This is a genomic window from Streptomyces sp. MGP-P1 (assembly GCF_057766565.1).
Map to the genome: position 1 here is coordinate 639,699 of NZ_JBYMEM010000007.1, position 24,937 is coordinate 664,635.

At 70.1% G+C, this 24,937-nt stretch carries 25 protein-coding genes and 1 pseudogene; 18 read left to right on the top strand and 8 right to left on the bottom strand.

Features of this window, described 5'->3' with window-relative positions:
* Positions 1–413: 413 nt before the first annotated feature.
* Both AC3CH1_RS24490 and AC3CH1_RS24495 read left to right on the top strand, forming a co-directional pair.
* Positions 414–920, top strand: coding sequence for a DUF6232 family protein (locus tag AC3CH1_RS24490; RefSeq protein WP_488464895.1), 507 nt, complete (start codon positions 414–416; stop codon positions 918–920).
* Positions 917–1,264 (top strand): hypothetical protein, encoded by a 348-nt coding sequence (locus AC3CH1_RS24495; RefSeq protein ID WP_488464896.1) that lies wholly within the window; start codon positions 917–919, stop codon positions 1,262–1,264. The genes AC3CH1_RS24490 and AC3CH1_RS24495 overlap by 4 nt, the downstream gene beginning before the upstream one ends.
* Positions 1,265–1,343: 79 nt before the next feature.
* On the opposite strand, the gene AC3CH1_RS24500 is transcribed toward AC3CH1_RS24495, so the two are convergent.
* Positions 1,344–2,444, bottom strand: coding sequence for a LacI family DNA-binding transcriptional regulator (locus tag AC3CH1_RS24500; protein WP_488464897.1), 1,101 nt, complete (start codon positions 2,442–2,444; stop codon positions 1,344–1,346).
* Between the two features lie 109 nt (positions 2,445–2,553).
* Between AC3CH1_RS24500 and AC3CH1_RS24505 the strand changes: the two genes are divergently transcribed.
* From AC3CH1_RS24505 to AC3CH1_RS24520, 4 genes are all read left to right on the top strand, one after another.
* Positions 2,554–3,705, top strand: a complete 1,152-nt coding sequence (locus tag AC3CH1_RS24505) for a Gfo/Idh/MocA family protein (protein WP_488464898.1) — start codon at positions 2,554–2,556, stop codon at positions 3,703–3,705.
* A 37-nt stretch (positions 3,706–3,742) separates the two neighbouring features.
* Entirely contained in the window at positions 3,743–4,891 is a 1,149-nt protein-coding gene (locus tag AC3CH1_RS24510) for a dihydrodipicolinate synthase family protein (RefSeq protein WP_488464899.1), read from the top strand.
* Entirely contained in the window at positions 4,888–5,724 is an 837-nt protein-coding gene (locus tag AC3CH1_RS24515; protein WP_488464900.1) for a sugar phosphate isomerase/epimerase family protein, read from the top strand. Before AC3CH1_RS24510 ends, AC3CH1_RS24515 begins: the two co-directional genes overlap by 4 nt.
* Positions 5,725–5,949: 225 nt before the next feature.
* On the top strand, positions 5,950–6,504 hold the full coding sequence (locus tag AC3CH1_RS24520) for a DinB family protein (protein ID WP_488466729.1): 555 nt from the start codon (positions 5,950–5,952) through the stop codon (positions 6,502–6,504).
* A 78-nt stretch (positions 6,505–6,582) separates the two neighbouring features.
* On the opposite strand, the gene AC3CH1_RS24525 is transcribed toward AC3CH1_RS24520, so the two are convergent.
* Complete coding sequence (locus AC3CH1_RS24525) at positions 6,583–7,290, bottom strand: bleomycin resistance protein (RefSeq protein ID WP_488464901.1); 708 nt, start codon at positions 7,288–7,290, stop codon at positions 6,583–6,585.
* Between the two features lie 313 nt (positions 7,291–7,603).
* Between AC3CH1_RS24525 and AC3CH1_RS24530 the strand changes: the two genes are divergently transcribed.
* The 4 genes from AC3CH1_RS24530 to AC3CH1_RS24545 all read left to right on the top strand — a co-directional run bounded on the left by AC3CH1_RS24530 (position 7,604) and on the right by AC3CH1_RS24545 (position 11,511).
* On the top strand, positions 7,604–8,485 hold the full coding sequence (locus tag AC3CH1_RS24530; protein ID WP_488464902.1) for a lysozyme: 882 nt from the start codon (positions 7,604–7,606) through the stop codon (positions 8,483–8,485).
* A gap of 117 nt (positions 8,486–8,602) precedes the next feature.
* Positions 8,603–9,250: a peptidoglycan recognition protein family protein gene (locus AC3CH1_RS24535; RefSeq protein WP_488464903.1), complete on the top strand. Its 648-nt coding sequence runs from the start codon at positions 8,603–8,605 to the stop codon at positions 9,248–9,250.
* Positions 9,251–9,406: 156 nt separating this feature from the next.
* Positions 9,407–10,807 carry an AAA family ATPase gene (locus AC3CH1_RS24540; RefSeq protein ID WP_488464904.1) on the top strand — a complete coding sequence of 467 codons (1,401 nt, stop codon included), beginning with the start codon at positions 9,407–9,409 and terminating at the stop codon, positions 10,805–10,807.
* Positions 10,804–11,511, top strand: coding sequence for an HNH endonuclease (locus tag AC3CH1_RS24545; protein ID WP_488464905.1), 708 nt, complete (start codon positions 10,804–10,806; stop codon positions 11,509–11,511). The genes AC3CH1_RS24540 and AC3CH1_RS24545 overlap by 4 nt, the downstream gene beginning before the upstream one ends.
* Before the next feature lie 97 nt (positions 11,512–11,608).
* On the opposite strand, the gene AC3CH1_RS24550 is transcribed toward AC3CH1_RS24545, so the two are convergent.
* Positions 11,609–11,833: a DUF397 domain-containing protein gene (locus tag AC3CH1_RS24550; protein ID WP_488464906.1), complete on the bottom strand. Its 225-nt coding sequence runs from the start codon at positions 11,831–11,833 to the stop codon at positions 11,609–11,611.
* Complete coding sequence (locus AC3CH1_RS24555; RefSeq protein ID WP_488464907.1) at positions 11,805–12,644, bottom strand: helix-turn-helix domain-containing protein; 840 nt, start codon at positions 12,642–12,644, stop codon at positions 11,805–11,807. The genes AC3CH1_RS24550 and AC3CH1_RS24555 overlap by 29 nt, the downstream gene beginning before the upstream one ends.
* Before the next feature lie 144 nt (positions 12,645–12,788).
* Here AC3CH1_RS24555 and AC3CH1_RS24560 point away from each other — a divergent pair, with 144 nt between their 5' ends.
* Together AC3CH1_RS24560 and AC3CH1_RS24565 are read left to right on the top strand one after the other, a co-directional pair.
* Entirely contained in the window at positions 12,789–13,106 is a 318-nt protein-coding gene (locus AC3CH1_RS24560; protein ID WP_488464908.1) for a hypothetical protein, read from the top strand.
* Positions 13,103–13,474, top strand: a complete 372-nt coding sequence (locus tag AC3CH1_RS24565; protein ID WP_488464909.1) for a hypothetical protein — start codon at positions 13,103–13,105, stop codon at positions 13,472–13,474. The genes AC3CH1_RS24560 and AC3CH1_RS24565 overlap by 4 nt, the downstream gene beginning before the upstream one ends.
* 26 nt (positions 13,475–13,500) lie before the next feature.
* Here AC3CH1_RS24565 and AC3CH1_RS24570 read toward each other — a convergent pair whose 3' ends face one another.
* A complete protein-coding gene (locus AC3CH1_RS24570) occupies positions 13,501–14,673 on the bottom strand; it encodes an epoxide hydrolase family protein (protein ID WP_488464910.1) in 1,173 nt (390 codons plus the stop codon).
* Positions 14,674–14,820: 147 nt separating this feature from the next.
* Here AC3CH1_RS24570 and AC3CH1_RS24575 point away from each other — a divergent pair, with 147 nt between their 5' ends.
* From AC3CH1_RS24575 to AC3CH1_RS24595, 5 genes are all read left to right on the top strand, one after another.
* The gene (locus AC3CH1_RS24575) at positions 14,821–15,384 is read left to right on the top strand and encodes a CGNR zinc finger domain-containing protein (RefSeq protein ID WP_488464911.1); all 564 of its coding nucleotides are present in this window, start codon (positions 14,821–14,823) and stop codon (positions 15,382–15,384) included.
* A gap of 29 nt (positions 15,385–15,413) precedes the next feature.
* Entirely contained in the window at positions 15,414–15,551 is a 138-nt protein-coding gene (locus tag AC3CH1_RS24580) for a hypothetical protein (protein ID WP_488464912.1), read from the top strand.
* A 234-nt stretch (positions 15,552–15,785) separates the two neighbouring features.
* Positions 15,786–16,118 (top strand): hypothetical protein, encoded by a 333-nt coding sequence (locus tag AC3CH1_RS24585; RefSeq protein WP_488464913.1) that lies wholly within the window; start codon positions 15,786–15,788, stop codon positions 16,116–16,118.
* Positions 16,119–16,439: 321 nt separating this feature from the next.
* Entirely contained in the window at positions 16,440–18,665 is a 2,226-nt protein-coding gene (gene recD2 / locus AC3CH1_RS24590) for an SF1B family DNA helicase RecD2 (RefSeq protein WP_488464914.1), read from the top strand.
* Positions 18,666–18,879: 214 nt separating this feature from the next.
* Complete coding sequence (locus AC3CH1_RS24595; protein ID WP_018959306.1) at positions 18,880–20,178, top strand: citrate synthase; 1,299 nt, start codon at positions 18,880–18,882, stop codon at positions 20,176–20,178.
* A gap of 563 nt (positions 20,179–20,741) precedes the next feature.
* Here AC3CH1_RS24595 and AC3CH1_RS24600 read toward each other — a convergent pair.
* The 3 genes and pseudogenes from AC3CH1_RS24600 to AC3CH1_RS24610 form a co-directional block, all read right to left on the bottom strand.
* A pseudogene (locus AC3CH1_RS24600) lies at positions 20,742–21,127 on the bottom strand (hypothetical protein); the annotation flags it as partial.
* A gap of 98 nt (positions 21,128–21,225) precedes the next feature.
* Positions 21,226–21,543 carry a heavy-metal-associated domain-containing protein gene (locus tag AC3CH1_RS24605; RefSeq protein WP_488464915.1) on the bottom strand — a complete coding sequence of 106 codons (318 nt, stop codon included), beginning with the start codon at positions 21,541–21,543 and terminating at the stop codon, positions 21,226–21,228.
* 171 nt (positions 21,544–21,714) lie between these two features.
* Complete coding sequence (locus AC3CH1_RS24610; protein ID WP_488464916.1) at positions 21,715–22,413, bottom strand: TetR/AcrR family transcriptional regulator; 699 nt, start codon at positions 22,411–22,413, stop codon at positions 21,715–21,717.
* Between the two features lie 158 nt (positions 22,414–22,571).
* On the opposite strand from AC3CH1_RS24610, the gene AC3CH1_RS24615 reads away from it, so the two are divergent.
* Entirely contained in the window at positions 22,572–24,905 is a 2,334-nt protein-coding gene (locus AC3CH1_RS24615) for an MMPL family transporter (protein WP_488464917.1), read from the top strand.
* The last annotated feature ends 32 nt before the right edge of the window (positions 24,906–24,937 follow it).

Below are 24,937 nucleotides of genomic sequence, written 5' to 3' on the forward strand. Positions count from 1 at the left end.
GTCGGGCCGCCCGGGTCCATCGTGGTGGGGGAGCGGCTACGGGCGCATGGGGGAGTCGCCCCCATCTTTCGCCCTCCGGCACGCAGACACCGACAACGGGCCGCCATGACCATCGAATTGGCCATTTCTCGACTGCCCCCCAAGGCCGGGGTGCTGCTTAATAGGGCTCCCGCGAGTGTGGGGTGAGTGACGAGTGCACGGGGGAGCACATGGACACCACAGGGAGCTTCGGGCAGCCGCAGAGACCTACGCCACCACCGTCCGGACGGCTGTCCGGACCACCAACGGCGCGTCCTGCCTCACCCCCGCGGGCTTCAGCGCCACCGCAGTCCTCAGCGCCACCGCAGTCCTCACCGCCACCGCCGCCGGGCCCCCCGGCCGGACCTCAGCTGGAGCAGCCGCCCATACCGCCGATGCCGCGCCCTGGCGGCGTCCTGGAGGTCTCGGTCAACCGCCGGATGCTCTGGATCGGCTCGGCGGCCTTCCCGCTGGAGAATCTCACCCGGGTGGAGGCCACGAAGCTCAGGCCGCAACGAGGGGCGACCTTCCTCAGCCTCGTGAAGTGGCTGGCGCTCACCGCCGTCGTCTATGTGGTGGTGATCGCGGCGAGCGACGGTGACCCGGAGATCAAGGAGAGCGGGAATCCGATGTTCCTCGTCTTCACGATCGGTCTGGCCATCTACTTCATCAAAGAACTCTTCGAACCGGCGAAGCCGATCCTGGCAGTGGAGACGGCCGGCGGCTCGCTGGCGGTCGTGACGCTGCCGACCGTGGACGAGTTGCGGACGATCGCCGGACAGATCGTCCATGCGATCAACCACCCGGAGGCCGAATTCACGGCTTACGTGAACGAGTTGAACAACTACAACGGCCCCGTCTTCAACCAGAACGGCGGGACGAACACGGGGATCAAGCTGTGAACGAACCGACGCACCACACGACCTACAACGGCCCCGTCTTCAACCAGCGGGGAGAGCAGGTGATCGGGATCAACTACGGCATCGTCGGAGCCACCGCCCAGGACCCGGAACTCCGCGCTGCGGTCGAGGAGTTGACCGCCCGGCTCCGCGACCTCACCGCCCACCTCACCCCGGAGCAGGCCCGCACGGTCGAGGAGACCCTGCCCGTGCTCGCCCTGGACCGCGAGGCCATGACCGAGCGCGGCCTGACCCTGGCACGGCTCGGCCAGATCGCGAGCAGCCTGGGCCCGGTGGCCCAGCCGGTCGCGGACGCGCTGGGACGAGTGCTCGGCCTGCTGGGCTAGGCCCTGGGGGCGCTGCTGGGCTAGGCCCTGAGGGAGCCCCGAGGCCGCCCGACCCCCGGGACCCCGCCGGGCCGTCGGCTCACCCCCGAGGCGCGGCCGTGGAACCCCGGATCATCAGCTCGGCCGCGATGGTGGCGATGCCGCCGGGCGGCGGGTTCTCCTTGCCCATCGCCAGCCGCCCGGCCCGGGCGCCCGCCTCGAAGAGCGGCAGCCGCACCGTCGTGAGGGCCGGCACCGCGTCCACCGAGAACGGCAGGTCGTCGAAGCCCGCGACCGAGATGTCCTGGGGGATCCGCATCCCCTGGTCCCGTACGGCCGCGCACGCGCCCAGCGCCACGGTGTCGTTGGCCGCCACGATCGCGGTCACGTCCGGTGCCCTGCGCAGGAGTTCGAGCGTGGCCTCGTAGCCGGAGCGCCGGTCGTAGGGGCCGTGCACGGTGAGCAGCTCCTGGTCGTCGGAGCCTCGGCCCCCGTCGGCCTCGCCCGGGGCGGCGGCCAGGCCGGCGGCGCGCAGCGCCTCCCGGTGGCCCTCCAGCCGGTGCCGGGTGGTGGTGCGCTCCGGGGGCCCGGCGACGTAACCGATCCTGCGGTGGCCGAGCGAGATGAGGTGCTCGGCGAGCCGGCGCCCGCCGCCCCGGTTGTCGAACGTGAGCGCGGCGACGAGCGCGTCGCCCTCGGGCAGCGGGGGTCGCCCGCAGAAGACGATCCGGGTGCCCGCGTCCGCGAGCTTCGCCAGCTTCGCGGACATCGCCGCCTGGTGCGCCGGGTTCTCGACCGCACCGCCGGTGAGGACGACGGCGGCGGCGCGCTGGCGCTGGAGGAGGGTGAGGTAGGTGAGTTCGCGCTCCGGGGAGCCGCCGGTGTTGCAGATGACGGCCAGCTTCTCGCCGCCCGCCCGTCCGGAACCGTCCCCGGGGCCGCCGATCTGTGTCTGGGCCGCCCCCGCCATGATCCCGAAGAACGGGTCGGCGATGTCGTTGACCAGGATGCCGACCAGGTCCGAGGTGGCCGCGGCGAGCGAGCTCGCGGGCCCGTTGAGCACGTAGTCCAGGTCGTCCACCGCGCGCAGGACCCGCTCCCGGGTCGACGCCGCCACCGGGTAGTTGCCGTTCAGCACACGCGAGACGGTGGCCGGGGACACCCGGGCGCGGGCCGCCACATCCGCCAGGGTGACTGTCATCGCTGTCCTCCGTGAGATCACGCGCGGCCCCCTCTTGTCCGGCCGCTGTCGGCAGGCTAGCGTCATCTCCGATAGAAAGCGCTTGCTACGGCTGTATGGAGGGACCTTCGTGACACGCAGGACAGTGCGCATCGCCATGAACGGCGTCACGGGACGCATGGGATACCGGCAGCACCTGGTGCGCTCGATCCTCGCGATCCGCGAGCAGGGAGGCCTGGATCTCGGCGACGGGGAGGTGCTGTGGCCCGAGCCCGTGCTCGTCGGCCGCCGCGCCCACGCCCTGGAGGAGCTCGCCGAGCGCCACGGCCTGACCGAGTGGTCGACCGACCTGGACGCGGTCCTCGCGGACGACACGATCGACGTCTACTTCGACGCCCAGGTCACCTCGGCCCGAGTGGAGGCGATCAAGAAGGCGATCGCGGCGGGCAAGCACGTCTACACCGAGAAGCCGACCGCCACGGACGTCGAGGGGGCCCTCGACCTGGCCCGGCTCGCCCGGGACGCGGGCATCAAGCACGGCGTCGTCCAGGACAAGATCTTCCTGCCGGGCCTGCTGAAGCTGAAGCGCCTGATCGACGGCGGCTTCTTCGGCGAGATCCTGTCCGTGCGCGGGGAGTTCGGCTACTGGGTCTTCGAGGGCGACTGGCAGGAGGCCCAGCGCCCCTCGTGGAACTACCGCGCCGAGGACGGCGGAGGCATCGTCGTCGACATGTTCCCGCACTGGGAGTACGTGCTCCACGAGCTGTTCGGTCAGGTCACCTCCGTAACGGCCCATGTGCAGACGCACGTTCCGCGCCGCTGGGACGAGCAGGGCAAGCCGTACGACGCGACCGCCGACGACGCCGCGTACGGCATCTTCCAACTGGCGGGCGGGGCTGTCGCGCAGATCAACTCCTCCTGGACGGTACGGGTCAACCGCGACGAGCTGGTCGAGTTCCAGGTCGACGGCACCCACGGCTCCGCCGTCGCCGGCCTGCGCAACTGCCGCGTGCAGCACCGCTCGTCGACCCCCAAGCCGGTCTGGAACCCGGACCTCCCGGTCACCGAGTCGTTCCGCGACCAGTGGCAGGAGATTCCCGACAACCAGGAGTTCGACAACGGCTTCAAGGCGCAGTGGGAGCTGTTCCTGCGCCATGTGGTCTTGGACGAGCCGTACGCCTGGGACCTGCTGGCCGGCGCCCGGGGCGTCCAACTGGCAGAGCTGGGGCTGAAGTCGTCCGCCGAGGGCCGCCGCTTCGACATCCCGGAGCTGACCCTGTGACCCGCGCCACCGGTGCGCGGCTCCGGAGGCCGCTGACATGACCATCCACCTCCCGCAGGGCCCTTACACGCCCCGCGCCACACCGCTCGACCTCGCGCCGGGAGCGTCGGCCCCCACCTCCCGTACGGTCTTCTCGGCGGCGCACGTGGTCGCGGACCCGTACGCGGACATCAGCCCGGACGACCCGGCCGCCGTCGACTGGGAGTCCACGCTCGCCTTCCGCCGCCACCTGTGGGCGCACGGCCTGGGCGTCGCGGAGGCCATGGACACCGCGCAGCGCGGCATGGGCCTGGACTGGGCGGGCGCCGCCGAACTGATCCGCCGCTCGGCCGCCGAGGCGAAGGCGGTGGGCGGCCGGATCGCCTGCGGCGTCGGCACCGACCAACTGTCCGCCGACCCGGCGCCCACCCTGGCCGAGGTCACGGCGGCGTACGAGGAGCAGCTGGCCCTGGCCGAGGAGAACGGCGTCCAGCCGATCCTCATGGCCTCCCGCGCGCTGGTCCGCGCCGCGCGGGGCCCCGAGGACTACCTCGCCACGTACGCCCACCTCCTGCGCCAGGCGTCGGAGCCGGTGGTCCTGCACTGGCTGGGTCCGATGTTCGACCCGGCCCTGGAGGGCTACTGGGGCAGCGCCGACCTCGACGAGGCCACGGCCACCTTCCTCAAGGTCATCGCCGAACACCCCGACAAGGTCGACGGGATCAAGATCTCCCTCCTGGACGCGGCGCGCGAGATCGACGTACGCCGCCGCCTCCCGGGAGGGGTGCGCTGCTACACGGGCGACGACTTCAACTACCCGGAACTCATCGCGGGCGACGAACGCGGCTTCAGCCACGCCCTGTTGGGCATCTTCGACCCGCTGGGCCCGCTGGCGGCGCACGCGGTACGGGTGCTGGACACGGGGGACGTGGACGGCTTCCGGGCCCTCCTGGACCCCACGGTCGAGCTCTCCCGCCACCTCTTCCGGCCGCCGACCCGCTTCTACAAGACGGGTGTGGTGTTTTTGGCCTGGCTCTCCGGCCACCAGGACCACTTCACGATGGTGGGCGGACTCCAGTCGGCGCGCTCGCTCCCACATCTGGCGAAGGCGTACGAACTGGCCGACGGCCTGGGCCTGTTCCCGGACCCGGAGCTGGCCGAACACCGGATGCGCTCCCTGCTCGCGGTCCACGGAGGCGCACGATGAGCGACGACCACCTCTCCCGCCTCTCGCTCAACCAGGAGACCCTCAAACAGTGGTCGCTGCCCGAGCTGACCGAGGGCTGCGTCAAGGCGGGCATCGGCAAGGTCGGCCTGTGGCGGGCCCCGGTACAGGCGTACGGCGTCGAGCGCACGGCCAGGCTCCTGGCCGATGCCGGGCTCACCGTCACCAGCCTCTGCCGGGGCGGCTTCTTCACCGCACTCGACCCGGCGGCCCGCGCCCGTGCCCTGGACGACAACCGGGCGGCGATCGACGAGGCGGCGGCCCTGTCCACCGACACCCTGGTCCTGGTCTCCGGCGGCCTCCCGCCCGGCAGCCGCGATCTGCACGGGGCCCGGGAGCGGGTCGCCGACGCGCTGGCGGAACTGGCCCCGTACGCGGCGACGCGCGGCGTCCGCCTGGCGATCGAGCCGCTGCACCCGATGTACGCCTCCGACCGCTGCGTCGTCTCCACGCTCGGTCAGGCCCTGGACCTCGCGGAACGCTTCCCGGCCGAGCAGGTCGGCGTGGTCGTCGACACCTACCACCTCTGGTGGGACGACCGGGCCCCGGCCGAGATCGCCCGCGCGGGTGTGGGCGGCCGCATCCACTCCTTCCAGCTGGCCGACTGGATCACCCCGCTCCCGGCGGGCGTCCTGTTGGGCCGGGGCCAACTGGGCGACGGCAGCGTGGACTTCCGCGCGTTCCGCCGCCATGTGGAGGCCGCCGGCTTCGACGGCCCGATCGAGGTGGAGATCTTCAACGAGGCACTGTGGGCCCGCGACGGGGCGGAGGCCCTGGCGGAAGTCGCGGAGCGCTTCGTGCAACACGCCTGCTGAGAGCCGCGCGCGGGGCCTCGGGTAAAGAGATCGTCAAGGGGTGCAACCTTTGCGTACCCTCCCGTGTCACACATGGCGTCGGGACTTCCGGGGAGGGGTCCGGGGGGAACGGGAAGGCCCGACGGGAGGGGAAAGCGAGGGGGGTCCGGCCGCGAGGCCGGGCCCCATTTCGCTTCCTCGGCCCCGCGTTACCGTTCGGCCATGACGGAGAAGACAGCGGAAGCCATGCCGGAGAGCGCGGCGGAAGCCTGGCCCGAGCCGCCCCTCGCCGGCACCGAGGCGGCAGCCGTCCTCGGCGCCCTGGAGCGGCAGCGGGCCACACTCGCCTGGAAGTGCTCCGGCCTGGACGCCGCCGGACTGAACACCACGGTCGGCGCGTCCGCCGTCACGCTGGGCGGCCTGCTCAAGCACCTGGCCCACGTGGAGGACAGCCACTTCGCCCGCCTGTGGCTCGGAACTCCGGTCGGCGCCCCGTGGGCCGCGGTGGACTGGGACAGTGACCCCGACTGGGCCTACCGCTCCGCCGCCCAGGACACCCCTGAGCAACTGCGCGCGCTCTGGCGGGAATCGGCGGCCCGCTCCCGGGCCGTCGTCGACGCGGCACTGAGCGCGGGCGGCGGCCTGGACCAGCTCGGCGCCCACGTCACGCGCGGCGGCGAACGCCCGAACCTCCGCCGCATCCTCCTGGACCTCATCGAGGAGTACGCCCGCCACGTCGGCCACGCCGACCTCATCCGCGAGTCGGTCGACGGCCTGACGGGTGAGGACCCGCCGAGGTGAGCCGGGCGCGGTGCGGGCGGACCCGGCCGGCGGCGCGCCGCACGGACCGTGGAACCCCCCTCCGCCCGGGCCGGGGCGTCAGCTCCGCAGTTCGGCGAGCCTGGCCAGGGTGTCGGCGGCGGCCTCCTGTTCCTCGGCCCCGAGGCGGATCCCCGCGGCCTCTTCGAGCAGCCCCGCCGCCCGCTCCCCGTCGCCCGTCCGCTGCGCGATGTCCCCGCGCAGGACGAGAAGCCGCAGCCTCTGCACCGGAGTCGGGTGCTCGTCCGTCAGCCCGAGCGCCCGGTCGATGATCTTCGCCGCGCCCGGCAGATCCTGCTTGGAGTCCGCGAAGAGATCCGCCATGTGCAGGGCGCGGGCGAAGGTCTCCTTCGGTGCGGGCCGGTGGCTCTGGTCCTCGCTGATCGGCTGCCCGATCCGGATCGTGTTCCCCGTCGGGTCGGTCACCAGGAACTGGCGCACCCCGTACGACATGTCCTTCAGCGGACCGATGCGCGGCAGCCCCCGCGCCGGGACGCGCCCGTAGGCCTCCTTGAGGCCCGCCCGGAACGCCGCGTGCAGGCCGTCCACGTCCTCGGTGAGGACATAACACCCGGAGTGGGAGGACGCCGGTTCGTACTTCTTCATGCCGTACAGCTGGAGCTCGACCGATCCCCGTTCGACGACGGCGTACGCGTACGGGCTCTTCTGGAGCGACGTCGTCTCGAAGCCCAGGGCGGTGTAGAAGTCGACGGTGGTCTCGATCAGCGAGGTACGGCAGGGCAGCATCGGGATGGTCGTCTCGGTCATGCGTGCAGCGTAGTCAAATTTGAGTACTGGGGGCAAGAGGTGGTCGCCGTCCGGCCCGCGCCTCTGGCTGCCCGGATGCGCCTATGGGGCGGGATCGAGGGCCGGAGGCCTTCAGGAGTGAAACTTCTCGCCGCTGCGACGACGTCTTCGCAGGTGGGCCGTAGCGACACTGGTCTAGACCGCACGACCTCTTTACGCCTTTCTCCACCCGTGCGTTACTCATGTCATGTCCATGGCGTCCGGTAATCGGATGGCAAGCGGATGGCGATGGGATGCCATGGATCTCTTCCCGTCAACGTGCCCGGAGGTGGCTATGCCCGCGTACCGTTCTCCGTCCCGCCGACTCGAGAGATCCAGAGGGGCTCTGCTCGCAGGAGCTCTCGGCAGCGCCGCGGCGCTGATCCTGACCGCCCCGGGCACGGCCGCCGCCGCGCCGCCCGCACCCGACGAGCCGGTCCGGTCCGGCCAGGCGTGGATGGGCGCGGGGACCCGCATCGAGCAGGGCCCGGCGTCCTCGGCGGCGGGCGGCGTGACGCCGATGGACACCAGCGGCGTCCAGGGCATCGACGTGTCCCACTGGCAGGGGGCGATCAACTGGGGCTCGGTGAAGGCCGCGGGCATCGACTTCGCCTACATGAAGGCCACCGAGGGCACGTCCTTCAAGGACAGCCGCTTCAGCGCGAACTACACCGGTTCCTACAACGCCGGCCTGATCCGGGGGACCTACCACTTCGCCCGCCCCGACGTCTCCAACGGCGCGACGCAGGCGGGCTACTTCGCGGGCAACGGCGGAGGATGGTCCAAGGACGGCAAGACCCTCCCCGGGGTGCTGGACATCGAGCACAACCCGTACGGCGCCATGTGCTACGGCCTCTCCACGACCCAGATGCGCACGTGGATCAACGACTTCCACAACACGTACAAGGCGCGCACCACCCGGGACGTCGTCATCTACACGACGGCCAGCTGGTGGAACACCTGCACCGGCAGCTGGACCGGCATGGCCGCCAAGTCGCCTCTCTGGGTGGCCCACTGGGGAACCAGCAGCCCCAGCATCCCCAGCGGCTTCCCCACCTGGACGATCTGGCAGTACACGGCCACCGGCCGGGTCGCCGGGGTCTCCGGCGACGTGGACCGCAACAAGTTCAACGGCTCCATAACCCGGCTCCAGGCGCTCGCCAACAACACGGCGTAAGGGCCCGCCCTCGCGACGGCCGGGTGAGCACGGCGGCTCACCCGGCCGTACCGCCGCCACCCGCCGCAGTCGCCGCCGTTGTCCCTACCTCCTGCCCGCACACGCGAGGAGCCCGCCGTGAACCTTCCGCAGCCGTCCCGCCGCCACGTCCTGCTCGCCGGTGCCGGCGGCCTGGCGGCAGTCGCCCTACCCGGCACGGCCCATGCCCTCGACGCCGTCGAACCGGACATCGACGGCACGTCCCGGTGGAACGCCCGCCCGCCGCGGAGCCCGGTCGAGCTGGTGGGAAAGCGGCCGACCATGATCGTGGTCCACCACACGGTCAGCGCCAACACCTCCGACGTCTCCCGCGCCCAGGCCCACAAACACGCCCACTGGGTCCAGGACCTGCACATGGACAAGAACGGCTGGACCGACACCGGCTACCACTTCCTCGTCAGCCGGGGCGGCTGGATCACCGAGGGCCGCCACCAGAGCCTCAGCACGCTGCGGACCGGCAGGGACTTCGTCCTGGGCGCGCACACCTCCGGCCAGAACGGAGCGGGCGTCGGCATCGCCAACGAAGGCGCGTACCACGACGGCGCACAGCCGCCCCGGGCCCAGTGGGAGGTCCTGGTGGCGCTCTGCGCGTACACCTGCGCCCAGTACGGCATCGCGCCGAGCCGCATCTACGGGCACAAGGACTTCGGCGACACCCTCTGCCCGGGCGTACTCCACGACAAGCTGCCACAGCTCCGCAGCGAGGTCGCGGCGAGCATGGGCTGAGCGGCGGCCCGTGCCGCATCAGGTCTCGTAGACTCGACCGCCTGAGCGATCCGAGCGGCGGCGGCAACAGGGTGGGAACAACATGGACGAGTAGCTGCCGACGCGGAACCGGAACAGCCCGCCCCGCACCTCCCACACCGGACGGAACCGCCATCCATGTATGTCTCCCGCGTGCGCGTCGAGAACATCAAGTCGTTCCACGGCCCGCGCGTCGTCGACCTGACCCTGACCCGCCCGGACGGTTCGCACGCCGGCTGGACGGTCCTCGCGGGACGGAACGGCTCGGGAAAGACGTCGCTGCTCCGGGCGCTGGTCCTGGCCCTCAGCGGGCCGGTCGCGGCACGTGGCCTCGTCCAGGGGTTCGAGAACTGGATGTCGCGGGGGCAGGCCACCGGCTCGGCCCGAGCGAAGATCGTGAGGAACGCGAGCTTCGACAAGTTCAGCTTCTCCGGACGGACCCAGACCAACTTCTGGGCGGGGCTGCGCTGGACCGCCCCGGCGGAAGTCATGAGCAGCCGTAAGAGCGCCCAGCCGGCCCTGGAGGGCATCCGGCAGGACCCCGACACCACCAGCGCCACCCCCGCTCAACGCGGCCCCTGGGCGGACAACCCGGTGGGCTGGTTCTGCGCCGCGTACGGGCCTTTCCGGCGCATGGCCGGGGGCTCGGGAGAGGTCCAGCGGTTGATGCTGGCATCGGGTCCGGTGGCCAGGCAGGCAAGCCTGTTCCACGAGGACGCCTCGCTTGCCGAAGGCGTCGCCTGGCTGATCGAGCAGCACCTGCGCGCGCTGGAGAACCGGGAAGGGGCCGCAGCACTCAAACAGGCAGCGTTGTCGGTCCTCGGCCACGGGCTGCTCCCCGACGGCTACCGGGTGGAGGACGTCGACTCCGAAGGGCTGTGGGTCACCCGCGACGGCCACAGGTATCCGTTGCGGGAGATGAGCGACGGATTCCGTACAGTGGCCGCGCTCGTCGTCGACCTGCTCAAGCAGATCCATGACGCGTTCGGCGACGACGCGTTCGTCGGGGCTGATGGCGGCGACGGCCCCAGCCCTCTCCAGGTGCCCGGTGTCGTGATCATCGACGAGATCGATGCCCACCTCCACGTCTCCTGGCAGCGCCGCATCGGCCCCTGGCTGACCGAGCACTTCCCGAACATCCAGTTCATCGTGACGACCCACAGCCCGTACATCTGCCAGGCCGCTGATCCCGGCGGCCTGATCCGTCTGCCCGGGGTGGAGGAGAACGCCGCGCCCGAGGTCGTGTCGGAAGACCTCTACGAGCGAGTGGTCTACGGCAGCGGCGACGACGCGGTGCTCTCCGACCTCTTCGGGCTCGACACTCCGTACTCCGAGCAGGCCGAGCGCCGACGTGCCGAGTTCATGACGCTGGAGTCCCGCGTGTACGAGGGCGACACCGCACCGGAGACGGTCGAGCGCTACAAGAAGCTCAAGGACCTGCTCACCAGTTCTCCGGCCGCACGTGTCCACGAGGTGTCCGCGCAACTCCACCGGATCGCCGAGGAGATCAGGGACGGAGAGGGCGGCGAGGCGGGGTGATCCGACTGGAGCGGGCCCAACTGCCCCCCGATACGACGGCTCATCTCAAGACCTGCACCGAACAGATCGAGCAGTCGAGCGAAGTCGACCGCAAGGAGAAAGCCGCCGAACTGTGGGCCCACACCACCGTCCGCCGACGGGTACGTGAGGGGCTTCTGGGCACCCTTGCGGACATGGCCCCCGGCCACCAGCGCTGCATGTACTGCGGTGACAGCCAAGGCACGGACATCGACCACTTCGAACCCAAGAGCCTCGCCCCGCTGCGTACCTTCGAGTGGCTCAACCACCTGTTGGCCTGCGCGTACTGCAACAGTAATCAGAAGCGGAACATCTTCCCTCGCTCGGCGGAGAACGGTAGTCCGCTCCTTCTCGACCCCACGCTTCAGGAACCACTGGAGCACCTCCGCCTGGTGCTGCCGATCGGCGAGTACAAGGGGCTGACGCCGCAGGGAGACGCTTCCATAGCGGTGTTCGGGCTCAACACGCGTGGGGTCCTCGTCGAGGGACGTAGAACCGCCTACGAGACTGCCAAGGAGTCGGTGGAAATCTGGCGCACCGCCACGGATCGAGGGCGGCACGACAAGGCGGCGCAGACTGTCAGAACAGCCTGGAACCGTCCGCTCGCCGACGTACTCGCCGCGATGTTCCATCAAGCCGACCATCGATCCGCGGCGTTGTTGTTGACGGCGAGGAAGAGACTCTGAGGCTGTTGCGGGACCGGGATCTGCGAGCGGCGTTCCTGTCCCGGGCGTGACCTCGGCTCGGCGGCCCCGGTCGCGTGGTGCTGGCGGGGCCGCCCGATCAGGCGTGGAGATGCCCACTCTTGAGCGCGGTGACGAAGGACGACCACCCGTCGGCGGAGAAGACGAGGACCGGGCCGGCTGGGGCCTTGCTGTCGCGGACGGGGACGGTGGTGTGGCCGTCGGCGATCTCAAGGCAATCGCCGTTGGCCCCGCCGCTGTGACTGGACTTTCGCCATCCGGTCAGGGCCGCACCGTCAGCGATGGCGGCCTTGGTGCTGTGCATGTTTGTGCTCCTCCGCGATGCTTCTGACGAGCGCCACCGACTCTTCCCGCGGGGCCGCGTCACTCAGGGCGAGAGTGTAGGAGGTGTGGCAAGCATCAACCACGGCCGGATCATCCAACAGGCGCCCGTTGTGAACCCCTTCGACATAGGCCAGAGGAGCCGCTTCTGCGAAGGACAACAGGTAGAGCATGCCTTCCAGAAGCGCGTGCGCCCCGGATGCCAGAGTCAGCACATGCAGGCGTACGCGACCGGAGTCGGCCATGTCCGCCACCTTGTCCAACTGCTCCGCCATCACCTGCGGTCCGCCGACACGGCGCCTGAGCGCACTCTCGTCGAGCAGCATCCAGGTTACGGGCGCTGATGGCTTGTCGAGGATCCGTCCCCGTTTGACGCGGCTGACAACGAGTTCGTCAAGCTCCTCCGTGCGGAAATTCGGGCTGTACGCCTGGAACACGGCGCGAGAGTATGCCTCCGTCTGGAGCAAACCCGGGATGAGCGACGACCCGTAGTGACGGATCTCCGTGGCCAGTCGCTCCCACTCGGCGACCAGTCCGAAGTAGTGAGCGAAATACGGGTCCAAGTCCTCCAGCCAACGAGCGAAGAACCCGTCCGTGTTCAGCGCCCGGTCGATCCGCTGCGCGTCGTCCGGGTTCGGCAGCCGCCGTCCCGCCTCGAAGTGGCTGATGAGCGTCGGCGAGCAGACGACCTGATCGGCCAGTGCCTCCTGCGTCAGCCCCGCCGCGATGCGCCGCAGCTTCAGCTCCTCGCCGTACTTCTCCCGTGCCGTACGCGGCCTGCCATTCGCATTCATCCGCAAGCAACTCCTTGACCTGACCGGTGTGCTGTCATGCCCGACCCCCTGGAAGCGTAGCGATCTTTGACCTCACTCTGTGATGGGTTCGCTACAGAAAGAAGCGGCCTCCGCACTTCGACGCACCCTGAGAAAGCAGGCCCCATGAAGCACTCCCTCACCCGGCTCCTGAAGCCGGTGCTGAGCTTCCTGATCCCCGCATCGCGCAAACGGCACTTCCTGGAGCCGTACCTCTACCCCTACTCCTGCGCCTACGTCGGCGGCCCCACCGTCTACCGCACCGGCGAGCGTCCTCCGCGCGGCGAGGACAGTCCGCTCGTGCGCCCCTACTTCGTGGCGCACGAGCGGCGTGTGGCCGAGGAGCGGGCGGCCGAGGCGAGGCGGCGGCGCATGCGGAGCGGGGCGCTGCTGATCGCAGCCCACGGCGTTCACCTCGGCCGGGTGAGCGGGGTCGTGGCATGAGGCTGAGCAGCGAACACGCCGACCGTGCCGAAGCCCCCGCGATGCGGCTGCTGCCGTGGACGGGCACGGGCGGAAAGCCTTGTTACGTCGTCGGGGACGGCACCGGGCATGTCTCGCGGATGGCCGACGATGTCGAGGGCATCCAACTGGACATGGCGGACGAACTCCTCGGGCACGCCGCCGATCTACTGAACGGCGAGGAGACCGTTACCGGTCAACAGGTCCGGTTCCTCGCCGACCGGCTGACCGAGTCCCTGCGACAGGTCAGGCGCATCGCGGAGAGCCGTGGTTCGCGGCTCGACGCGCTCGCGCCGGACCGGCCCGAAACGGCTGCGGAGGAAGGCGCAACGGCCGAAGACCCTCGGTGACCGGTGACCGGTGACCGGTGACCCGCTCACCGGCGCGCGGCCAGCACCGCCGCAAGGCCCTCCCGCAGATCGGCGACGAAGAGTTCGGGCATCTCCAGCGACGGGAAATGTCCGCCGGCCTCGGGAGACCGCCACCGCACGATGTTCCGGTACCGCTCCTGGGCCCACGGGCGGGGCGTCTTGTCGATGTCGCGGGGGTACATGGTGATGGCCGCCGGGACGTCGACCCGGAGTTCGGGGTCCAGCGAGTTGTGGCTCTCGTAGTAGATGCGGGCCGACGACGCACCCGTCCGCGTCAGCCAGTACAGGGTGACGTTGTCGAGGATGCGGTCCCGGGAGATCGTCTCGAACGGGCTGTCCTCGGTGTCCGACCACTCGGCGAACTTGTCGAGGATCCAGGCGAGCAGCCCGACCGGTGAGTCGACGAGCGCGTAGCCGGTGGTCTGTGGCCGGGTGGCCTGCTGCTTGGCGTAGGCCGCGCGGTGGCGCCAGAAGTGGTGGGTCTCCTCGGTCCACCTTCGTTCGGTCTCCGTCAGGCCGTCCGTGGTGAGGCCGGGTGGGGCCTCCGCGAACGTGGAGTGGACGCCGAGCACCTGATCGGGGAACCTGCCGCCCAGAACCGTGGTGATGTTGCCGCCCCAGTCGCCCCCATGGGCCAGGAACGTGCTGTAGCCGAGCCTTCCCATCAGCTCCACCCACGTGGCCGCGATCTTCTCGGTGCCCCACCCGGTGGTGGCCGGCCGGTCGCTGAACCCGAAGCCCGGCAGCGACGGGGCCACGACGTGGAACGCCGGCGCTTCCGCGTCCTCCGGACCCGCCAACTCATCCATGACGTGCAGGAATTCGACGACGCTGCCCGGCCAGCCGTGCGTCAGGAGCAGCGCGGTGGCGTCCGTGCGCGCGGACCGGCGGTGCAGGAAGTGGATGCCCAGGCCGTCGATGACCGTGCGGAACTGGCCCATGCGGTTGAGGCGCTTCTCGAAGGACCGCCAGTCGTACCCGGTGCGCCAGTACTCCACGACATCGACGAGGTCGGCGAGCGGAACGCCCTGATCCCACCGGCGAGGGCCGGGCGGGGCGCCCTGGACCGTCTCGGCCTCCGGCAGTCGCGCCGCGGCCAGGCGCGCCCGCAGATCGTCGAGGTCGGCGTCGGTCGCGTGGGTCTCGTAGGCGTGGACGTCACTGGTCGGGCGCGGCATGAGGCCTCCTGGCCATGGTGGGGACCGGCGTCGATCCACCGCGGACCCGTGCTGATCCGCCACCGAACCGACGCCGACTCATCGTGAACCGGCTTAGACGGTTCTAACAGCCCCCAGGTGGATGTCGCAACCGGCTAAGGTGGTTCCATGCGTGCTGGCTTTCCTGACTTCCGCCTCGGCAACGTGCTCGCGACGAGCTTCACCGGGACCTTGTCGGAGCGTTTCGGCGACGCCGTGGAGCGCATCCCCGTTCCGCAACGGCTCATCGACTGGCTGGCGGTGTACGGCCTCGCCGTGGACTCCTGCACCCCTGTCCAGCTCGACCTCGCCCGGGAGTTGAGGGAGTCGGTCCATGCCGCCGCGACAGCCGCCGCGCTGCACGAGGCGCTGCCCGCCGCCGCGGTTCAGGTCATCGACGACCGCAGCATCGCGGGGCGGGCCGCGGCGGTCCTGACACCCGGGGGAGAGCGGCGATGGCGGCTCGACTCCTCCTCCGTGGAGGACGCCCTCAGTGTGATCGCCGCCGACGCGGTCGACGTCATCTCGGGCGAGCGGGACGGAAAGCTGGCCCTCTGCGCTTCCCCGACCTGCCGGGCCGCCTTCTTCGACACCAGCCAGAGTCGTACGCGCAAGTGGTGCGACATGAACACGTGCGGCAACCGTCAGAAGAAGGCGCGCTTCAACGCCGGCCGGTGCGGGACTCCCAGCTGAGAGCCTGCTTCGGCCCGTGCTCCGAGCGGATGGGCGAAGGTGATGGCCGCCTACCCCGGCAGGAGATCCAGCGGGTCGAGCAGTTCCTCGGCGGGCTGGGCTCGACCGTGGAGACTCCGCCGACGTACGAGTACCGGGACGGCGACCCGGCCCCCGGTACTCCGTGAACCACCACGACTTCTTCACGAGATGTGAATGCGCTCTCGACCAGAGGTACGCAGACCGATCAGAATCGGCCGACTTCTGAACCCTATTCGCCCCAGAATGGGCCTCATCCGGTCTCTCTCTTGCCCTGCGGCAACTGTTTTAGCGTCAACCAAAGCGGGGCCGAAAGTGAACCCCGGACGACGCCGTTCCGCGCACTCGAACGCATGAACAGTCAAGGTCGGGAAAAGAGACGCATGACGAAGCGGGGGATCATGGAGCAGGACGGACAGGGCGGACCGGAGGAGAGAGCCGGCCTTCGAACGATCGACCACGCCACCCGATGGGCAGGCATTCTGCTGTGCTGGGCCCACGCGGCCGCCATGGTCCTGACCGCCGCCGAGGCCATGCTGGGGTCGACGGCCGGCTGGTGGGTCGTCACCTGGGCGCTGACCGCCGTCCTGTTCGTCGCCTGGGCCCTTCTCCGGACCGCCCAGAAGAGGCTTCACCGCCCGACCGCCGGCGCCGAGTGCGGGGATGCCGACCCCTGCTGCCCCGAAGAACCCCTCCACTACGACCGCGCCGCCTAGGCCCTGTCGTCAAACTCCCGTCTGCCCCGCGGCGCCCTGCACGCACTCTCGCCGCACCGGGCCCACGCCCGAGTACGTCCAGTACGAGGACGTGAGCCCGGCACGCCGAGAGCACGCACCTGACCCCGCAGGGCCGCCCTCCGGGCGACGACGGGAGTTCGACGACAGGGCCTAGCCCACCCCGAAAGACCCGGCGCGCCGCGAGACCTGGGGCGGGCCCGCGACGGGCACGGAACGACCCGCCGGACACACGCCGTCTCCCCGACGGGCCGGTCCCGGTCCGCGAACCGCACTGTCAGCACCACCCGGTAGCGTCGGGTCATGTCCAACATGGCCGTCCTCGAAGGTGTCCTGGAGCGGATCACCTACGCCAACGAGGAGAACGGGTACACGGTCGCCCGCGTCGACACCGGACGCGGAGCCGGGGACCTCCTCACCGTCGTCGGCGCGCTGCTCGGTGCGCAGGTCGGCGAATCGCTGCGGATGGAGGGCCGTTGGGGCTCGCACGCGCAGTACGGCAAGCAGTTCACCGTGGAGAACTACACCACCGTGCTGCCGGCCACCATCCAGGGCATCCGCCGCTATCTCGGCTCCGGGCTGATCAAGGGGATCGGGCCGGTGATGGCCGACCGGATCACCACCCACTTCGGCGTCGACACCCTCGACATCATCGAGCAGCAGCCCAAGCGCCTCGTCGAGGTCCCCGGCCTCGGCCCCAAACGCACGAAGATGATCGCGACCGCCTGGGAGGAGCAGAAGGCGATCAAGGAGGTCATGGTCTTCCTCCAGAGCGTCGAGGTCTCCACCTCCATCGCCGTCCGCATCTACAAGAAGTACGAGGACGCCTCGATCTCCGTCGTGAAGAACCAGCCCTACCGGCTGGCCGCCGACGTCTGGGGCATCGGCTTCCTCACCGCCGACCGGATCGCCCAGGCCGTCGGCATTCCGCACGACAGCCCCGAGCGGGTCAAGGCCGGCCTCCAGTACGCCCTGTCCCAGTCCTCCGACCAGGGGCACTGCTACCTCCCCGAGGAGCGGCTCATCGCGGACGGCGTCAAGCTGCTCCAGGTCGACACCGGGCTGGTCATCGAGTGCCTGGCCGAGCTGGCCGCCGATCCGGAGGGCGTCGTACGGGAGAAGGTGCCGTCCCCCGAGGGCGGCGAACCGGTCACCGCTGTCTACCTCGTCCCCTTCCACCGGGCCGAGCTGTCCCTCGCCGGGCAGGTGCGCCGCCTGCTGAAGACCGGCGAGGACCGCATGCCGGCCTTCCGGGACGTGGACTGGGACAAGGCCCTGGCCTGGCTCGCCACCCGCACGGGGGCCACCCTCGCGCCCGAGCAGGAACAGGCCGTACGGCTCGCGCTCAGCCGGAAGGTGGCCGTCCTGACCGGCGGCCCCGGCTGCGGGAAGTCGTTCACCGTACGGTCCATCGTCGAGCTGGCCCGGGCCAAGAAGGCCAAGGTCGTGCTCGCCGCCCCCACCGGGCGCGCCGCCAAACGCCTCTCGGAGCTGACCGGGGCCGAGGCGTCCACCGTGCACCGGCTCCTGGAGCTGAAGCCGGGCGGGGACGCGGCCTACGACCGGGACCGCCCGCTGGACGCGGACCTGGTCGTCGTGGACGAGGCGTCGATGCTCGACCTGCTGCTCGCCAACAAACTCGTGAAGGCGGTGGCACCCGGTGCCCACCTCCTCCTCGTGGGCGACGTCGACCAACTGCCCTCGGTCGGCGCGGGGGAGGTGCTGGGCGATCTGCTCGCGGAGGGCGGCCCCGTCCCCGCCGTCCGGCTCACCCGCATCTTCCGCCAGGCCCAGCAGTCCGGCGTCGTGACCAACGCCCACCGGATCAACGCCGGGCAGCCGCCGCTCACGGAGGGGCTGAGCGACTTCTTCCTCTTCGTGGAGGACGAGACGGAGGAAGCGGGCAAGCTCGCCGTCGATGTGGCGGCCCGTCGCGTTCCGGCCAAATTCGGCCTCGATCCCCGCCGCGACGTGCAAGTTCTCGCCCCGATGCACCGGGGCCCGGCGGGCGCGGGGAATCTGAACGGGCTGCTCCAACAGGCCATCACCCCGGGCCGCCCCGACCTCCCCGAGAAGCGTTTCGGCGGCCGGGTCTTCCGGGTCGGCGACAAGGTCACCCAGATCCGAAACAACTACGACAAGGGCGAGAACGGCGTCTTCAACGGCACGGTCGGCGTCGTCACCGGTCTTGACCTGGACGAACAGAAGCTCACCGTCCACACCGACGAGGACGAGGAGATCGGGTACGACTTCGACGAGCTGGACGAGCTGGCCCACGCGTACGCCATGACCATCCACCGCTCCCAGGGCAGCGAGTATCCGGCCGTCGTCATCCCCGTCACCACCAGCGCCTGGATGATGCTCCAGCGCAACCTGCTCTACACGGCCGTGACGAGGGCCAAGAAGCTGGTGGTCCTGGTCGGCTCCCGTAAGGCGATCGGCCAGGCGGTCCGCACGGTTTCCGCAGGCAGACGCTGTACGGCACTGGATTTCCGGCTCCGGGGCGGCTCGGGAGAAGACTTCGCGTGAGCCGTGGCAAAAATGATCGATCAAATCGGTGGGAAACATCACGGAGGTCTTCCGGAACCGCAGTCAAGGGGGCAGGATGAGTAAGTTGGCGGCACTCAGTGCCGCCAATGAGTCCAATGGACGACCCCGAGTGCACTCTCCTGAGCCGAATGGGGGAGGGTGGAAGACAGTCAGGGCACCTCGAAGAAGAGGCACTACGTCGGTGAGGGATGACGTGAGCGAGCACACCAACAACGCTGTAGTACTGCGGTACGGCGACGACGAGTACACCTACCCGGTGATCAACAGCACCGTCGGCGACGAGGGCTTCGACATCGGGAAGCTCCGGGCCAATACCGGCCTGGTGACGCTGGACAGCGGATACGGCAACACCGCCGCCTATAAATCCGCCGTCACGTACCTCGACGGTGAGCAGGGCATTCTGCGCTACCGCGGATACCCGATCGAGCAGCTCGCCGAGCGCTCGTCGTTCCTCGAGGTCGCGTACACGCTGATCAACGGCGATCTGCCGAAGGTCGACGAGCTGGCGACCTTCAAGAACGAGATCACCCAGCACACGCTGCTGCACGAGGACGTCAAGCGGTTCTTCGACGGCTTCCCGCGCGACGCGCACCCGATGGCCATGCTGTCCTCGGTCGTCAGCGCGCTGTCCACGTTCTACCAGGACAGTCACAACCCGTTCGACGAGCAGCAGCGTCACCTCTCGACGATCCGCCTCCTGGCGAAGCTTCCGACGATCGCGGCGTACGCCTACAAGAAGTCGATCGGGCACCCCTTCGTCTACCCGCGCAACGACCTCGGGTACGTCGAGAACTTCCTGCGCATGACCTTCTCGGTCCCCGCCCAGGAGTACGAGCTGGACCCGGTCGTCGTCTCGGCGCTGGACAAGCTGCTCATCCTGCACGCGGACCACGAGCAGAACTGCTCGACCTCCACCGTGCGTCTGGTCGGCTCCTCGCAGGCGAACATGTTCGCCTCGATCTCCGCCGGCATCTCGGCGCTGTGGGGCCCCCTGCACGGGGGCGCCAACCAGTCGGTCCTGGAGATGCTGGAAGGCATCCAGGCCAACGGCGGCGACGTCGACTCCTTCATCCGCAAGGTGAAGAACAAGGAGGACGGCGTCCGCCTGATGGGCTTCGGCCACCGGGTGTACAAGTCCTTCGACCCGCGCGCCAAGATCATCAAGGCTGCTGCGCACGACGTGCTGTCCGCGCTCGGCAAGTCCGACGAGCTGCTCGACATCGCGCTCAAGCTGGAGGAGCACGCGCTCTCCGACGAGTACTTCGTCTCGCGCAACCTCTACCCCAACGTGGACTTCTACACCGGTCTGATCTACCGGGCCATGGGCTTCCCGACCGAGATGTTCACCGTGCTCTTCGCGCTCGGCCGGCTTCCCGGCTGGATCGCCCAGTGGCACGAGATGATCAAGGAGCCGGGTTCTCGCATCGGCCGCCCGCGCCAGATCTACACGGGCGAGGTCCTGCGCGACTTCGTCCCGGTCGAGGGTCGCTGACCCGGGCCTCGTAACCCCCTGTAGTGCCCCGGCCTTTTCGGCCGACTGCCTTCGCCCCGCGTACCGCGCTTCGCACAGAGCGCGGTGTCCGGGGCGATTCGGCGTTGTACGGGTCTTGCGCGGGGCGCGTACGGCGGTCGAGCGGGCGCGTACCGGTCTTGCGCGGGGCGCGTACGGCGGTCGAGCGGGCTCATGCGGGCGCGTACGGGGCTTGAGCGGGCTGGAAAGCGAGAAACACCCCGCCGCCGATCCCCCCACGGGTCGACGGTCGGGGCGTTTCCCATATCCCGGAGCGGATTCCCCCCACGGGATCCGGCCGGGCGTCTGTACGGAGCCGAAGCTCCCGTTGTTCTGTTGTGCTGCGGTCCGCCGGGGTACGTACGCACGGGAGGGCCGCTCAAAGCTCCCCGGTGCACGTGCCCCGGCCAACGCTTGCCACAGGAGCGTCCCCCAAGACACTCCATCGGACGTCCCCCAAGACATCCTTGGCTCGCACTCTAAGACTCACGAACCCACCGGATGGTTACCCTGAAACCGGTGTGATCTAAATCTCTTTGTGGAAGTTACGTGAAGGCACGTGACGGTAGGCCGTTCGTGACGACGAACACGGACGAAAACGCCATGGCGGCTCCCGCGATCATAGGGTTGAGCAGGCCAATTGCAGTCAGGGGCGAGGCCGCGACGTGGTACCCGAAGGCCCGGAAGGGGTTGCCCCTGATGGTGGCCAGCGTACGCCTGGAGTGGCGGATCGCGGCAGCCGTCACCTTCAGATCTCCACGAACCGGTGTGAGGTCGCTCGCATCGATCGCCGCATCCGCCCCAGGCTCATCGCCGGCCCCAGCGTGCGCGGCTCGCTCACGGCCGCTGCACTGCTGTCCTCGACCGCGTCCGCCACCCCGAACACGCCCCGGGCCTCCCCGTCCCGGGCCGCCGCGACCGCTGTGCGGCCGAACTCCTGGGAGACGCGGATCGGGCCGCACCCCACCTGTGTCGACTGGTGGGGTGCGGCCCGACGGTGAACGGGGTGGCGGCTGCTCCGGTCGGCCTTCAGGCGGCCGGGCCGAGGAGCTCGTACCCGGCCTCGTCGACGGCGGCACGGACGGCGTCCTCGGTCAGCGGGGCCTTGGACGTGACGGTGACCAGGCCGGTGGCGGCGACGGCCGCGACCGAGGTCACGCCCGCGATCCCGGAGATCTCCTCCGCGACGGAACCCTCGCAGTGGCCGCAGGTCATGCCCTTGACCTGGTACACGGTGGTGACCCCGTCGGCCTGCCCGATCTGCACGTCGGTCGCGCCGTCGTGGCAGGAGCCGGTGGGCGTGCAGCAGGAACCGGTGGACTGGGTGGTCTCTGTCTCGGCGGTCATGGCGTTCTCCTCTTCGCGAACACGTTACGGCGGCGTGGCGGGGCGCGCGGGGGGCCGTGGAGGACCCCCTGGCGATCCGCCGTACTCAACACTATACCCCTAGGGGGTATAAATGCGATCCGGTGGCGCCGCGTGCCGGTCCCGCTGTCGTCCGGGCCGCGTGCGGGTCGCCTATGGCGCCTGCTGGGCCCGGCAGCGCACATCGTCGCCGACCAGGGGGTCCAGGTAGCGGAACATGATCGTCTTCAGCTCCTGGGTGTAGGCCGCGCGCTCCTCGCCCTCGTGGGCCATGATCAGGTCCAGTCCGGCCTTGAAGAGCATGAAGCTCATGTCGGCGATGCGGCGGACCTGGTCGCCCGGTACGTCCGGGAGGTAGCCGGCGAGCACCGATTCGACCCGCGTCAGCATCGTGGCGTGCAGTGTGTCGTGCTCCTCGGTGATCCGGCCGGGGATCTCCGAGCCGTGCATCAGGACGGAGAAGGCCGGGTTCTCGCAGTTGAAGGCGATCAGCGGGTCGAGGATGGCGTCCAGCGTGCGGTCGAGCGGCAGCTCGATGTGGCTCTGGGCGAAGGCGGCGCCGTAGGTGTCCCGCCAGCGGTTGAGCAGCTGGTCGCCCAGCTCGACGGCGATGGCCTCCTTGTTCGGGAAGAACTGGTAGAGCGTGCCCGGTGACACCCCGGCCTCGCGGGCGATGGCGTTGGTGCTCGACGCGGTGTAGCCGCTGGTGCAGAAGACGCTGGCGGCGGCCTGGAGCAGTTGGGCGATACGGGCCTCGCCGCGGGCCTGGCGGCGCCGCGGGCGGGCGGATCCCGGCGCTCCGCCTTCCGCTCCGTCCGCTGCGGCGCCCTTGGTGGCTTTGGCCTCCGACACGGTCAATCCCCGGCTCTCATGATGCGGTTGACAAATACGAGTGCTCGCTCGCATTCTAGTGAAACGCGAGCGACTACTCGTGTTTGCCAGGGTAAGTGGCAACGACCGACCCATGCTGCCCTGTGCTGCCCGGGTCTCGGTGAAGGGGACACCGCACCATGTCCGAAGTCAACCGTTCCGCGCCGCCCTCGATCGGCGGCTGGACCCGGTTCGTCACCGCCCGGCCGCGGCTCGCGCTGTTGGCCGCGCTGGTGATCACCGCGCTCGCCGTCTTCGCGGGGAGCGGGGTGGCGGACCGGATGGGCAGCGGCGGCTGGCAGGCCCCCGACGCCGAGTCGACCTACGCGACCGAGGTGCTGGCGAGGGAGTTCCCCGCCTCCCAGCCCAACCTGCTCCTGCTGGTGGACAGCGGCTCCGCGACCGTCGACGACCCGGCGGTGGCCGCCGAGGCCGCCCGCCTGGTCGAGCGGCTGAAGGCCGAGCCGGGGATCTCGGGCATCGGGTCCTACTGGGAGACCGCGTCCCCCGCCCTGCGCTCCGAGGACGGTCACGAGGCGGTCATCGCCGCCCGGATCGGGGGCGACGAGAAGACCGCGGGCGAGACCCTCGACCGGATCGCCCCGGCCTTCGCGGGGGAGCGGGGGCCGGTGACGGTCTCCCTCGGCGGACCCGTGGCGGTGCAGCACGAGATGCAGACGATCATCCAGGAGGACCTGCTGCGGGCCGAGCTGATCGCCCTGCCGGTGACGCTCGTCCTGCTGGTCATGGTCTTCGGCAGCGCCGTCGCCGCGATGCTGCCGCTGGGCGTCGGCATCGTCGCCATCCTCGGCACCAACGCCGTACTGCGGGGCCTGACGGAGTTCACCGACGTCTCGGTCTTCGCCATGAACCTCACCACGGCGCTCGGCCTCGGACTCGCCATCGACTACGCCCTGTTCATCGTCCGCCGCTTCCGCGAGGAGCTGGCCGGCGGGGCGGACCCCCGGAGCGCGGTCGGCGCGACGCTGCGGACCGCCGGGCGTACGGTGCTGTTCTCGGCGCTGACCGTGGCGGTGTCCCTGTCGGCCATGCTCGTCTTCCCGCAGTACTTCCTGCGGTCCTTCGCCTACGCCGGGATCGCCGTGGTCCTCCTGGCCGCCGCTGCCGCGCTGATCCTGCTGCCCGCCGCACTCGTGCTGCTCGGCCACCGGGTCAACTCGCTGGACCTGCGCCGCCTGTTCCGTCGCCGGAAGAAGGCGACCGCCGACGCCGGGGCGGCGCCCGGCAGGGGGTGGGCGCGGCTGGCCGTGCTGGTGATGCGCAGGGCGCCCGTCTTCGCCGTCGTCACCACCGTCGGGCTCCTGCTGCTCGGACTGCCCTTCCTGGGAGTCAAGTTCGGCACGGCGGACGACCGTCAGCTGCCGGCCGGAGCGGAGTCCCGGGTCGTCCAGGAACACATCCGCGACGGGTTCCCCGGCAGCCCCGGCGGCGGCCTGGAGGTGCTGGCCGAGGGCCAGGGGTCCCCCGCCGAGTACGCGGAGCTGAAGAGCCGCATCGAAGGGCTCCCCGGTGTCCTGCGGGTCGACGGCCCGGTCACCGGGGACTCCGTCGCCTTCTACGGCGTGCTGCCCGAGGGGGAAGCCGTCGGAGAGGAGGCCCAACAGCTCGTACGGGATCTGAGGGCCGTGCCCTCCGCCTCCTCCCTCGACACCTCGGTGACGGGCACGGCCGCGGTCCTCGTCGACTCGAAGGACGCCATAGGCGACCGGCTGCCCTGGGCGGTGGGGATCATCGTGGTGGTCACCCTGCTTCTGGTCTTCCTGCTCACCGGCAGTGTGCTCATCCCGCTCCAGGCGGTCGTGCTCAACGCCCTCAGCCTGACCGCGATGTTCGGAGCGGTGGTCTGGGTCTTCCAGGACGGGAATCTCTCCGGGCTGCTCGCCTTCACCAGTACGGGCGACATCGAGACGACGCTGCCCGTCCTGATGTTCTGCGTCGCCTTCGGACTCTCCATGGACTACGGGGTCTTCCTGATATCCCGGATCAAGGAGGAGCACGACCGCACGGGTGACCACGAGCACTCCGTCACCTTCGGACTCCGGCACACCGGCGGACTGATCACCGCGGCCGCCGTGATCCTCGCGGTCGTCATGGTGGCCATCGGCACCTCGCGGGTCACCAACACCAAGATGCTGGGACTCGGCATCGCCCTGGCCGTCCTGATGGACGCCATGGTGGTGCGAGGCCTGCTGGTCCCCGCGGTGATGAAGCTGATGGGCCGCTCCACCTGGTGGGCCCCCGCGCCCCTGCGCTCCCTCCACCGAAGGTTCGGCCTCAGCGAAGGGGACGGGGAAGCCGTTCGGAAACAGCCCTCGGGGACGCCGGAAACACCCCCGGAGCAGGCCCCGGAGGGCCCGCGGGGCACCGAACCGGGGGAGTCCGGCAGGCCGCCCTCCCCGCCCGCCCCGGAAGACGCCAGGGGCCTGCCCACGGCATCGGCAAAGGGTCGCTGACCTGGGAATTCATGCTCCGACTGCCTAGAATT